We start from the raw sequence: 12,950 nt of genomic DNA on the forward strand, positions 1-12,950 counted from the left end.
ATACAATGATTCAATTAAATAATATTGTTGTACAATTTGGAGATAAAAAAGTACTGAACGGGATTACCACCACATTTCAGCCCGGTGAAATAATAGGGCTGGTTGCGCCTAATGGAACCGGTAAATCTACTCTTCTTAATGTATTAATGAATTACGTTACACCGACAAAGGGAGAGGTAACCTTCAAGGAAAGCTATCGGTATGCTAATAAGAAAAAAGAAGCTTATATCCACTCGCTGATTACAATGATGCCTGATCAAAGTGATTTGTATAACCATTTGAATGGTGTTGATCATTTAAATATTTACCGTCAAATGTGGCATCACTCCTCCATTGATCCAGGCCAGGTCATACAGAGGTTGAACATGTCTCATTACATTAAAGATAAAACCTACCAATATTCCTTAGGGATGCGGCAGAGGCTGTGCTTTGCTATGCAGATTGTAGCCAATACTCCTTATATGTTAATGGACGAAGTGATGAATGGACTTGATCCCGATAATGTAGAGCTTATTTCCAAGCTGCTGGAGGAAAAAAAGAAAGAAGGAAAAATTATTATTATTGCCTCTCACCTTTTAGAAAACCTTGAGAAATATGCAGATCGTATTCTCTTTCTAAAAGGCGGCGAATTCATCTATACAAGAGATTACCGGGAAAAAGCTCCAGATGATGCTGTGTTTCTAAAATTCAGTTCAAGAGAAAATGGGAAGATCATAGAAGAGATAAAGGCTTTTATACCGGATTTAGATTATAAAGAGCTTGCGAATGAGCGCGTTATTATGGATGTCCATCAGTTTTCAAAAGAGCGGAATTTACAGCTTCAAGAGCATTTAAAAAACAATGTACAGCTTAAAATGGAAATCGGTCCGCTGGATCTTTTGGATCGTTACAGCTCGTATTATAGTAGTTAGGTATGGGGCTATAGATCAATGTCTTATCAAAGTGTCCGTGATGAGGCATTGTGCTTGTATTTGTATAGAAGCCTATTATCAGCTTATATGAATATCCGTTCCATATAAATAAAGATTCAGCCTGCCTGCCACAGATTGAGATGCCAGATTATCCCATGATGTACTGTATAATGCCATACCGCCCTGCCTCTGCACTTCCTGAGCCCACGCTTTTGTTACAGCTGCTCCATAGCCTTTACTGCGATAAGCTTCTTTTGTAAATAGACTGGCCTCATCTGCCTTTACACTTTGTCTCGCACTGCAGCAAATAGAGGCTATAACGTTACCCTCCATTATTACAAAACAAGGCTGCTTACACTCGAAATCCTCGAAGGTATACGGAAATTGTGATTTTAAGATATCTTTATTTTCATGTGTTATCTGTACAATTTGCGGATAAGATGATTTGTTGATTTTATCAGGGAATACGTATGCCGGGCCAGTCCACAGCTGGTTTAATTCATATCCCTGCTGAAAGATTTTGATGATTTCTGCCAGATCAATACTAGAGCTTTTTTGCAAAATCTTTTCCAATTCTATTATAAAAGAAACAGGCAATGTGTCTGCATACTTTACGACAGAACCTTCCTTGGTGGTCCCGATAAAAACCTTTGGGGCGGGATCATATGGTGGTTCATTCACAACAGTTATTCTATCTTTACTATCATGTTTAAATAATACATTTATATGGTGATTCATTAATTCCTTATCAGAATTCATAAAACTCCTCCTGCATGAAAACCCCCACCCTCATACGAGGCCCTTCATTCTATTATTTTATGAAGAAAGTAATTCCAATATATTTCCATCAGGATCAATAACGTGAAATACAGCACGTCCGGCACCTGTTCTTCTTACTTGAAAATTCTGCGCCTCCAGTTGCCGGTAATAAAAGAATATTTGCATCGGCTGGGACCCTGCTATTGCTTTAGATAACGCAGGAATGATTTTATCATCTGGAAGAGAGACGCTTTGATTCATCTCGATATCTGCGTTTAATTTCAGTTTTTTTCTGGAGCGGTGAAGCGCTGTTTTTACCGATTCGTCCCTTACTCTTAACATAGCTGCTATCTCTTTGGAGGTATACCCAAATACATCCTTCAATGTAATCAGCATAGCCTGCTTCAAAGGTAAGGCAGTAAGTAATGCTTCAATTAAACTGCTGGATTCTATAAAATCATATTCGATACCATGAAAATCCTCATTAAGGTAGCTTTCTCTTCTATTTTTTCTTTTTTCATCGATATAAAGGTTTTTAGCTACAGTGCATAGAAAAGAGAATGTAAACTCTCTTTCAGGTTCTAATTTTTTCAGCTGAAAAGTCTTTAGCATTGTTTCCTGTACCAGATCTTCCGCCCGCCAAGGGGAAGCTGATAATTTTAAACAGTATTTATACAACTTGTTAATTTCAGGCTTTAAGTCCTTAAAAATCATCTCTTTTCACCTTTTTCAAACTAGATGTAACTTTTACATAAGTATATACGTTATACATAAGAATTTCATCAGAAGGAGGAATAATGTATGTTTAAAGTTGGAAGTATTTTTATCCCTGTAACTAATATTGAAAAATCTTCAGAATGGTATGAGAAGTATCTTGGAGCAAAGAAAATTGACAGCTGGGAAGATGGAGCAGGATTTTATTTACCTATTGGTTCAACACAATTAGCCTTGGTCAAAGTAGAAATTCCGCAGCCCACAGAATTTAATATGAAGAGAAATAAAAAAAATTCTTACTACAATTTTGTGGTGGCTGATATCGAGATTGCACACCGGCACTTTAAAAGTCAGGGAGCAGCAGTTACCGAAATAGATTTTTTTGGCGATATGAAATTCTTTGATTTTTTTGATTTAGATGGAAATCCATTTAGTGTGGTGAATGAGGTCGAAGGTTCACCTTTCCATTCGGATAATGTCAGGGAAATGCAGGAGAAGGAGAAATAAAAAATATGAAAAACACCTTTATATGGGATTTAGATGGAACAATCATTGACTCTTACGAAATTATTATAGATAACTTGGCAATCGTTGCTGATCAGTGTCATCTTTCATACTCTCAAAAAGAAATCTATCAATATGTTAAATCTAAATCCGTTAACGCATTTATTGATTTAATGGCTAACAGCTCTGCTTATGATAAAAATCAACTAAAAACAATGGCTTCTAATCTTAATAATCAGAGAGCCGATGAAATAAAATGTATACCGCATGCAGCATATGTTTTAGATTATTTATATGAAAATAATATTCAAAACTTTATTTACACCCACAAGGGAAAATCCACTGCCCATGTACTTGAAAATCTCAATCTGACCCATTTTTTCAAAGAGGTTATCACAAGTGAATATGGCTTTGAAAGGAAACCCCATGCGCAAGGGATAGAATATATTATCGACAAATACAAATTAAATAAAGATGCCGTATTCTATGTAGGGGACCGGCAAATTGATGCTGATTGTTCCCGAAATGCTGGAGTTAAATCTATTATTTTAACTGACGATTCGGATAGTAGTTTATCTGGGGATTATATGATCAGGGATTTAAAAGAGTTAGTGAATTTTATGTAGTTAATGGACTGGGTATACCAGCCATTAAGCCTGTCCAGATTAAGGCTGGATATAAAATATGGCATTCCACAAGTTTACTCAACTTATGGGATGCCATCAACTCTATCATTTGCAATTAATATGCTATTTTTTTAATGAGGATAAGAACACATCTTGAGCTGCCTTTACCCCGGCACCGCTCTCAAATTGATAAGAGAAGTCCTGCAAGGCTGCTTCAATCAGGGAAACTGCTTGAAGTATATCGCTTGGGAAACAATATCCCATATGTCCAAATCTAAAAACCTTACCCTGAAGCTGTCCAAGACCACCAGCAAAATCAAGATGATATTTTTTCTTTAAGTGTGTTAAAAAGTCGGAAAGATCCAACCCCTTTGGAGCACAGATTGTCGTTAAGGTTGGTGAGGCATGCTCATCACTTGTTAACAAGTCAATGGAAAGAGCTCTCATAGCTTCCCGAACCATATTTTTCATGACTTCATGACGTTCTACTGTTTTCGAAAATCCGCCCTCTTCCTCAATTAAATCACAAACCGCAGATAATCCCATAATCAATGAAATCGCAGGTGTATTAGGTGTCATTGACTTTGCGTCCCACTCACGATAGCTTAACAGATTTAAATAATAGACAGTCGTATCATTCATTTCTATCACCTTCCAGGCCCTGTCACTTACAGCTACAAAGGCAAGGCCCGGTGGAAGCATAATTGCTTTTTGAGAGCCTGTTACTAAAATATCGATTCCCCATTTGTCCATCTCTGCAGGGGCGCCACCGATACAGCTCACACCATCAACAATAAATAAAGCATCTGAATTCTCGTGTACTGCCTCTGCCAGTTGATCAACTGGATTTAGAATTCCTGTCGAAGTTTCATTATAAGTCGCAAAAACAGATTTGATACCGGACAAGGGCTTTAAAAAGTTTGCAAGCTCTTCTTTTGTACAAGCTTCGCCCCAGTTCTTCTCAAGTTTATGAACATGCAGGCCATGTTTCTCGCATATCGAAACGAAATAGTCTCCAAAAGCACCTATTGTAACAACAACTACTTCATCACCAGCTGAGGCAGTATTGGCTACAGCTGCTTCTAATGCTGCCGTCCCGCCTGAAGGAAGAAGCATAATATTCTGCTTCGTTCCAAAAATGGTTTTGACACGTTCCGTTGTTTCCCGATACAGTTTGGTAAATTCCTCTGTACGATGGCTGATCATATCTTGCGCCATCGCCAATTCCACTTTTTTAGGAATTGGAGTAGGTCCAGGATGTCTAAGAATATTGGAATACATAACTTTTCCCCTTTCCATAATTTCGTTCATGTTTTGCACATTTAAGTAAATTCTCAATTATATGAATCTATGCTAAAAATATTATCACTGTTTAATTATAAAGTATAGTTTGTTCTGTTAATGGGATTTAGGGAGATTATGAAAAAACCTTTTCCAATTACTCCGAGAATGTAACGGCTATTTTATTTATTCTCAAACTTTTCCACTGCCGCTCCCAGTGAACCTTCAAAATGCCCCAGTGCCCAATCATGCCCTGCCTGATTAAATGAGGCAACTGCATCTTGGTACACAACAATACGAAACCCCTTATTATAGGCATCCACTGCTGTATGAAGCACACAAATATCGGTGCATACTCCTAACAGGTGTACTTCTTCAATATTTCTTTCCCTCAATTTTATTTCTAAATCTGTTCCTGCAAAAGCGGAATATCTCGTTTTATCCATGTAATATACGTTTTCTTTATTACTGTTTATTTCATATATTTCCTGCAACCGGCCATATAAATCTCTCCCGTTTGTGCCCCGGATATTATGAGGCGGAAACAGCTTCGATTCTGGGTGATAAGGATCATCTTTATCATGAACGTCAACGGCAAAAACTGTGTAATCACCATCATTGATAAATTGCTCCGTTAACGAAACAATGGTATTTTCTAGATCCTGTCCGGGCTTACCACAAGTTAAAGCGCCGTCCTCTGCTACAAAATCAACTGTGTAATCAATATTTATCAATGCTTTTTTCAAGGGTTATTCCTCATTTCTTATAGTGATTTATCGTTTACAGCGATAGAACACAATTTAATTGAATTTGCTTATCTATGCTTCAGACAAGGTCTCAATACATATAGTAATAGCTCTCTTCAAATCATCATGACTCCAGCTCGGTATCTTCCCATGTTCAATCGCAAGCTCATGAGATGCAGGGATATGGATAAAACCAGCTGGAAGACCGAGATTGTTCGTTTTCGTATAATGCAATGCTTGATACATCACATGATTACATAGGTAAGTCCCCGCCGTGTTGGAAATTTCCGCCGGAAGTCCTTGTGCTTTCAGCTGTTGGACCATTCTGCTGATTGGTAAAGTAGAGAACATTCCGTCTGCTCCATCCTCCCAGATGACTTCATTATCCGGTTTGTGCCCCTGATTATCCTTTGGTCCGTCATTCACATTAATAGCAATGCGTTCGGGATTAATTTTGAATCTGCCGCCGGCAAGACCAAGAGAGATAATTGCATCCGGCTTTGTCTCTTCAATTAATTGCAGGAGTTGTTTTCCTGCCTTATGGAAATCTACAGATAGTATATGGGAAGTAATCGTGTAATCTCCAATTGCTGCCTCATTTAATTCTTCTGCAATTTTCATTGTTGGATTAATGGAGAAATCAAGAAAAGGTTCAAATCCTGTTAATAATAGCTTCTTTGTCATATGCTGCACCTGCCTTGTTTTTCTTCCAGTATAACATACTGTGAATTATGTTTATCTGGATGTAAACCCCAAATACATAACCTGAATACTTTATCTTGACATTTAACGATATATCGCTTATTATTATCATTAACGATATATCGTTAACTTCGAAGCAAAAAATAATAATCAGGAGGAATCTATTATGTTTCAACAAGATGAACACCCTTTTTTCCAAAAGCAGGCTCATTTTAATCACCACCATGCTTTCGCAGGAGATAACACATTTCACAAGGACTTCTTAAGACGGAATAAATTCGGGATGGGAAATGAACATTTTGAAAGGAGAGGCGGTCCTCATTTCTTTGCAGGACACGATGCCAGGGGAGGAGGTCGTGGCGGCGAACGCTTTTTCAAACGTGGAGATATTAAGATGGTCTTGTTAAAAATATTGCAAAAGCAGCCAAGACACGGTTATGACATTATCAAGGTGTTAGAAGAAAAATTTAAGGGGTTTTACTCGCCCAGCCCGGGCTCAGTATACCCTACCCTTCAAATGTTGGAGGATCAGGATCTTGTGGAGGCCGTTAAAGAAGGCAGAAAAAAGGTATATCATATTACGGAGGAAGGCACTGCCTATTTAGACCAGCACCAAAAGGAAGATCACTTTGTTTCTCGAATGAATCAATTTGAAAATGTAAATATCGAGGAAATGCAAAACTTAAGATCTGAAATGCAGGGGTTGTTCCATGATTTTTTTAAAACAGGTCGCCAAGTTATGGATAATCCAGAGAAGAAAAAACGGCTGCAGGAGCTGCTTGAAAAAACAAGAGAAGAGCTTTTAAATATTGCTGGTGATGTTGAGAATAAACCAGATGATGAATAGACCTTTTCATAACCAAAGACGGATCGCAAAACAGGCAATTCGTCTTTGGTTTTATATTGTATAAATTCTATTAATAAAGTTTACTTTTAAATAGATGTCGCAGCAAGCTCATCAGCAGAGCTATTTCAAGTTACTCGAAAAACAAAATACACACATTACTCCTGAAACCGGTACCCCACACCCCAAATCGTTTCAATAAATTTCGGCAAAGAAGGATTTTCTTCAATCTTTTCCCTTATTTTTCTAATATGAACCGTAACTGTAGTATTATCTCCGATTGCATCATACCCCCAAATTTGTTCAAATAAATGTTCCTTTGTAAAGACAATATTCGGGTTAGACGCTAAAAAATACAATAAATCATACTCTTTTGCACTAAATGTCTTCTCCTGACCGTTTATAAAGACTCTTCGTGAATCATGATCAATTGTCAGGTTTTTCAGATGGAGTTCATTTGATTTTCTGTCCCGTTTTGTTAAACGGTCGTACCTGGCAATATGCGCTTTTACTCTTGCAATCAGCTCATTCGGGTTAAATGGCTTTACAATATAGTCATCTGCTCCCCTGCCTAATCCGCGAATCTTGTCGATATCCTCCTTTCTGGCTGTTACCATCAATATAGGTACATCCAATGTACTCCGCAGCTTTTCACATAAATCAAATCCATCTATCCCCGGCAGCATCAAATCTAATAAAATAAGGCTGTAAGAATTTGCCGCTGCCAGCTTCAGTCCTTCTTCTCCTGTTGCAGCGATATCACTTTGAAATCCATTTATCTCTAAATAATCCCGTTCCAATTCAGCAATATCCTTCTCATCTTCAATAATCAATATACTTTGCATTTACATCACCTTCTTTAGTGTAAAGTAGATACTCGTTCCTTTGCCAGGTTCACTTTCGGCCCAAACCATTCCACCGTGCTCTTGAATTATCTTTTTGACAATCGACAATCCAAGTCCGCTGCCTCCTGTAGCAGAGTTCCTCGAAGTATCTGTCCGGTAAAAGCTTTGGAAAATATAAGGAATGTCTTCTTCCCTTATCCCATTTCCATTGTCCTTCATTTCCACAACGATTCTGTCAGATTCAGATGTTAAATTTACTTGGATTTCCTTCTGTTCCTGGTTCATATATTTTAAGCTGTTCTGAATAATATTCATCACTACTCTTCTTAATTTTTCACGGTCTGCTTCCACTACGTAGCTGTTTTCTTTATTGGCTGATAAAGCAGCGGTTCCCTGCTCCTTTTCCAGATTAAATGCTAATTCATCAATAAAATCAGCAAAAAAAGCATATAAATCTACTTGTTCAAATTGGAAGGTTTCTCTTTTTAAATCGAGCTTTGAATATAAAAATAATTCATCAATAAGTCCGTCCATATCATTTGCTGTTCTGTAAATCGTATCCATATACCTGTCCAGCTTTTCGGGGGTGTTCGCCACACCATCCTGAATTCCTTTCACATAGCCTTTTATGGAGGTTAACGGGGTTTTTAAATCATGAGAGATACTGGCAATCAGTTCCTGGCGATTCTGTTCATATTGTTTCTGCTCTCTATCTGCTTCTCTCAACTTAAGACGCATCTGTTCAAACGTATTGGCAAGGTCACCTAATTCATCCTTTTTATCCGACTGGACACTGTATTCCAAATCGCCTTCACTGATTTTCTTTGCTGCCGTAGATAATTTAGAAATTGGTTTGATAATACTTCTGGACATAAAATAAGTCAGTAAACCATTGGTCAATATTAAAATAAGTGTAATAGCGATAAATCGGAATTGGACAAAAACCTTTAGATCCTCACCTTCTGGGTTGCCGTTAAAAACGACAAACAGGAAGTATCCTAAAACTATCTCTGTTACCAATAGTAAAGCTCCCGGGACGATAATCATTGCTATATTGGATAAAATCAACCGTTTTTTGATAGACACCTTGAAGCACCTTCCTTCACTTACCATTATAATAGAATCCGAACAGCCCTGCACAGCCGCCTTTTCTTATCATTCTTGACGAAATATCCTGAATCTACAAAAGACGCTTTTCTGTCGTTTTAGAAAAACGTCTTTTCATAGTAAATATCAGCTTCGCTTCTTTTTATATGGTAACGCGGAAGCTAAAATACCTAATATTAATCCCCAAATAATGTTCGTCATAAAAACACTGACCAGCGCAATTGGATTTGTTAGCGGTCCCTGTAAAGTGCCATCAAGAATTGGTGATAGGATACCGCTTAGTATAATAGCAAAAGCTGCATAGCTGACGCCTGACAGAACTAACGTTTTGATTGGATTTTGAGCCTTTTTCCATATAACAATCAGAATCCATGCTATAGAAATTAATATTGTCATAGCTATGCTTCCAACAGCTTCACTGCCAAAGATATGAATTAATCCGGTTATTTTCATTAGTGGTCTAATCAGTGCTAAAGCACCTAATCCTAAAATCAGTGTTATATTTTGTTTCTCTGCTTGATTATTTGTCATTTTCATCATTTCCTTTCTGAAATTCACTGCTGTTTTTTATCTTTTCTACAGATAAAAAATTACACAATATTTCTTATCTATTTCTAAAGCATTTCTTAAATTTTTCTTAAAGCGAATTTTTTGTAAGTACAAAGGAATGGAAATGACACTTATACCTGAGTAAGCGTCAAAATATTTATAGTTCAACACGTTTAACAGCCCTGATAAGAGAGCGATATATTTAGTATCATTCTCTTATCAGGGCCTATTTTCATTTAGTATTCATATATAAAAGTTCATAATTTAACCCTAACAGCTTATACATCCGTATTTTCTGCAATAAGCTTTCTTTATCTACTCAACTGAAAAATCTCTATGCACATTTTCCTTATCGAATATATCTCTGTTTCCGCCATCCACTAACACCAATCAAACAAAAGAAAAATATCTATTCTTAAGCATTATATCCACCCGTTTTGTAAAACCAGCTCTCCCATTCACCCAGGCTAAATATCCCACTCTTTCGCACGTAATATCGCCTGCGCCCGTGATTTCACCTGAAGCTTGCTATAAATTCTCGTCAGATAGACCCGTATCGTACCTTCTGACAGGAATAGCAGCTTTGCCATTTCGCGGTTGGAAACACCGCTTACCAGTAGACGCAGGACATCCCTTTCTCGCAACGTCAATGCAGCCAGTCCCTCATCAAGGAACTCCATAGGCTTGCCCATAGCAGCCAGTTCCTCCAGATAATCCAGGGGGATTTCTTCCTGAAAGGAGCCCTTAATTCTTTTATATGTCTGATAGTCCTTCAGTAAATGATCGAATCCGGGTTCATCAACAAATATACGTTTGTAGCCGGACTGGGAGCCGGACATAAGAGCGGTATGCAAAGCAACATATGCAAGGCTCTCCTGCTTCAATTGTTTATAGCAGATTGCTGTTAAAGTAGAAGCCTCAATCATTAAATCGATCTGATCTATTTTTGCAGCATATTCATGTACCTGCAAGCCAATTTTCAATGCCTCCTGCCATGCTCTCTTTGCCATTAATAGACGGCAATAGACTAATAGCCACAATTCTTGACCAAGTTCTATCTGCAAAGGCTCTGGGCGATCTGTCTTAAATAATTCAGTCTCTGCTGCTTCTATTTTATTTTCTTTTAAATAAGCTAATGCCTTCATCGCCTGGATAGACCGTTGCCAATACCATTCAGGCACTTGGTTTAGCGTATGATCCCATACAGTATGTGCTGCTGCCGATTGCCCTTGCACCATGAATATTTTTCCTTTCAGAATGGATAGCGGCACATATAACCCGCGATCATTAAAGCGATGAGCATAATGAAGGCCATCTTTAATTTCCAGCAGGGCCTCTTCTAGTTGACCCGCTTCGTAAAGTATTTCCGCAAACAAACCATAGCTGTACCCCATGACATGGTGTTCCTTAAAATCAGTCTGCCGAAAAATCTCTAAAAAAGCCCGTATATCACTGATACTGGAATAATTCCCCTTCGTTCCAAGCGGAGTACGCGTAAGTTTAGCATGATATAGATTGTAATGCACGGGAGCATGGTACCATTTGCCATTGGTCAGTCCCCGATTTACTTGTTTTGTAATTAATTCAATAAATGTGTCTAAGTTCCCTAAAGCCAGATGAACGTATGCCTTTAGCGAAATAAGAATACTCACAAGCTCAGCATGCTCGTCCTTGTCTTTCCATCCATCCTGTTCATGACGGTTATCTAATTCTTTAGTGACCACAGCTACCTTTTCCATATCCTGAATAGTCATCAGTGAAATAGCATATATCAGCAGTGTTTCTACATGGACAGTGCACGCTGCTGCACGCAGGCTATCCACCCATTGAATCAGCAACCTGATTTGACCACTATAAAAAATATCCAGTAATTGTTCATTAATCCATTGGTCAGCTAATGTATATAGCTGCTGCTCAAGCACTAGATCAATAGCCGTATTGAACTCTCCTCTGGCATATAATAAACCTCCGGCTTTTTTGACGAGAGCCTCCAGCTCCTCGCCAGTGTACCTGTTATTCCGCTCTTGCTCCAGCACTTCCGCCAACAGCTGATGATAACGGAAGGTCTGTTTCTTCGGTGACAAACGAATGGTGAAGATACCTTGATCAACTAACTCAGCTAATTGCTCGTAGCTATTTGAACTTTCTGTCAAATCATTGCATAATTCAGGATCTAACACTTTCAACAGCGATGTTTGTAACAAAAACTGCTGGGTACTTTCAGGCAAAGTAGAAAATATCTCCTGCATCATATACTCCGTCACAAAAGACGTGGAATTATCAAGAGAACCTGCACTTCTTTCCTCTGATATCCCGCCTAATTGAACTCCGGCTGCCCAACCGCCTGTTTCACTCAAAATTTTCCGACAAAAATCTGTTTTGTCCATTATTATATGCTTTTTCTGATAGAAAGCTTCTACTTCCTGATAAGTGAAAGACAGTTCTTCGGTACCAATTTCTGTCACACAATTTTTCACGCGCCACGAAGCAACAGGGAGCGGTAATTTCGTTCTGCTAGCCATATATAGATGAACATGCTCCGGTAAATAATTAATAAGACGCGAAATCATCTCATGAATGATATCAAGCTCAATGTGATGATAGTCATCCAACACAATATGCAAAGAGGATTCTATTATCATTAATTCATTCAGGAGCGAATCAACAATCAGTTCAAAAGGAGGCATATACTGCAAATCAAATAGATGCTCCAGTCTTTCATCGATTGGCTGCCTTGTTGCCTGAGCGATAGCTTTCAAAACATATTGCCAGAAGCGGCTCGGATCATTATCCATTATATCAATGGATAACCAGGCTGCAGGCTCGTCTAATTGATGAACCCACTGGCTTAATATTGTTGTTTTTCCGTAACCAGCTGCAGCTTGCACAATAGTAACTCTTGGATGAGGGTTTCTCTTCAGTAATGCATATAAGCGATCCCTGTTAATAATCGCTTCAGGAACTTTAGGAACAATTGTTTTAGAGTATAACCAAACAGCCTGCATACTTGTTCATCTCCTCATCATTCGATTTATGTAGGCAATACGACTTGCATCCTATTATACATGTTTTTCTTTTTAACGGTTACTTATATAAATTTAATAGGCTTTAAGGATGAATTTTTTTGTTTTCCAATTTCGACAATTAAATGGGTGTGCGAAATAATAATATCTCTTTAAAGAATATTTCCGGGGAAATAATGTCGATAAATGTAACATTAAATGATTTCCTGAAGATAATCATCCATAATTTCCAATCTCAGAATAATATTTCTTTGTCAAACAGCTCTAATCGTGCTATATATCAAGCTTAAAGTAAGTTTGTGAAACATTTCACAAATATGTAACAGTTTTTATAGTTAA

At 37.9% G+C, this 12,950-nt stretch carries 13 protein-coding genes; 4 read left to right on the forward strand and 9 right to left on the reverse strand.

The annotated features are described in order from the left end of the window. The first annotated feature begins 5 nt into the window (after window positions 1-5). Window positions 6-911, forward strand: a complete 906-nt coding sequence (locus OSO01_RS16090) for an ATP-binding cassette domain-containing protein (RefSeq protein WP_147211492.1) — start codon at window positions 6-8, stop codon at window positions 909-911. Between the two features lie 78 nt (window positions 912-989). Here the strand turns inward: OSO01_RS16090 and OSO01_RS16095 are convergent, their stop codons facing one another. Then, on the reverse strand, window positions 990-1,670 hold the full coding sequence (locus OSO01_RS16095) for a GNAT family N-acetyltransferase (RefSeq protein ID WP_147211493.1): 681 nt from the start codon (window positions 1,668-1,670) through the stop codon (window positions 990-992). Between the two features lie 57 nt (window positions 1,671-1,727). Next, window positions 1,728-2,384: an RNA polymerase sigma factor gene (locus OSO01_RS16100; RefSeq protein WP_147211494.1), complete on the reverse strand. Its 657-nt coding sequence runs from the start codon at window positions 2,382-2,384 to the stop codon at window positions 1,728-1,730. A gap of 87 nt (window positions 2,385-2,471) precedes the next feature. On the opposite strand from OSO01_RS16100, the gene OSO01_RS16105 reads away from it, so the two are divergent. Together OSO01_RS16105 and OSO01_RS16110 are read left to right on the forward strand one after the other, a co-directional pair. Continuing rightward, entirely contained in the window at window positions 2,472-2,891 is a 420-nt protein-coding gene (locus tag OSO01_RS16105) for a VOC family protein (protein ID WP_147211495.1), read from the forward strand. A gap of 5 nt (window positions 2,892-2,896) precedes the next feature. Continuing rightward, window positions 2,897-3,514, forward strand: a complete 618-nt coding sequence (locus tag OSO01_RS16110) for an HAD-IA family hydrolase (RefSeq protein ID WP_147211496.1) — start codon at window positions 2,897-2,899, stop codon at window positions 3,512-3,514. A gap of 123 nt (window positions 3,515-3,637) precedes the next feature. On the opposite strand, the gene OSO01_RS16115 is transcribed toward OSO01_RS16110, so the two are convergent. The 3 genes from OSO01_RS16115 to OSO01_RS16125 form a co-directional block, all read right to left on the reverse strand. Then, window positions 3,638-4,795 carry a pyridoxal-phosphate-dependent aminotransferase family protein gene (locus tag OSO01_RS16115; RefSeq protein WP_147211497.1) on the reverse strand — a complete coding sequence of 386 codons (1,158 nt, stop codon included), beginning with the start codon at window positions 4,793-4,795 and terminating at the stop codon, window positions 3,638-3,640. Window positions 4,796-4,977: 182 nt separating this feature from the next. Beyond that, a complete protein-coding gene (locus tag OSO01_RS16120) occupies window positions 4,978-5,541 on the reverse strand; it encodes a cysteine hydrolase family protein (protein WP_147211498.1) in 564 nt (187 codons plus the stop codon). Window positions 5,542-5,613: 72 nt separating this feature from the next. After that, window positions 5,614-6,225 carry a pyroglutamyl-peptidase I gene (locus OSO01_RS16125; RefSeq protein ID WP_147211499.1) on the reverse strand — a complete coding sequence of 204 codons (612 nt, stop codon included), beginning with the start codon at window positions 6,223-6,225 and terminating at the stop codon, window positions 5,614-5,616. Between the two features lie 184 nt (window positions 6,226-6,409). On the opposite strand from OSO01_RS16125, the gene OSO01_RS16130 reads away from it, so the two are divergent. Next, window positions 6,410-7,090, forward strand: coding sequence for a PadR family transcriptional regulator (locus OSO01_RS16130; protein ID WP_147211500.1), 681 nt, complete (start codon window positions 6,410-6,412; stop codon window positions 7,088-7,090). A gap of 155 nt (window positions 7,091-7,245) precedes the next feature. Here OSO01_RS16130 and OSO01_RS16135 read toward each other — a convergent pair whose 3' ends face one another. From OSO01_RS16135 to OSO01_RS16150, 4 genes are all read right to left on the reverse strand, one after another. Next, window positions 7,246-7,932, reverse strand: a complete 687-nt coding sequence (locus OSO01_RS16135) for a response regulator transcription factor (RefSeq protein ID WP_147211501.1) — start codon at window positions 7,930-7,932, stop codon at window positions 7,246-7,248. Next, window positions 7,933-9,018, reverse strand: a complete 1,086-nt coding sequence (locus tag OSO01_RS16140) for a sensor histidine kinase (RefSeq protein WP_147211502.1) — start codon at window positions 9,016-9,018, stop codon at window positions 7,933-7,935. A gap of 147 nt (window positions 9,019-9,165) precedes the next feature. After that, window positions 9,166-9,570, reverse strand: a complete 405-nt coding sequence (locus OSO01_RS16145) for a hypothetical protein (RefSeq protein WP_147211503.1) — start codon at window positions 9,568-9,570, stop codon at window positions 9,166-9,168. A 485-nt stretch (window positions 9,571-10,055) separates the two neighbouring features. Next, window positions 10,056-12,593 (reverse strand): winged helix-turn-helix domain-containing protein, encoded by a 2,538-nt coding sequence (locus OSO01_RS16150; RefSeq protein ID WP_147211504.1) that lies wholly within the window; start codon window positions 12,591-12,593, stop codon window positions 10,056-10,058. Window positions 12,594-12,950: the final 357 nt, after the last annotated feature.

Source organism: Oceanobacillus sojae (assembly GCF_007991515.1).
In the GTDB taxonomy this organism is placed as follows: domain Bacteria; phylum Bacillota; class Bacilli; order Bacillales; family Amphibacillaceae; genus Oceanobacillus; species Oceanobacillus sojae.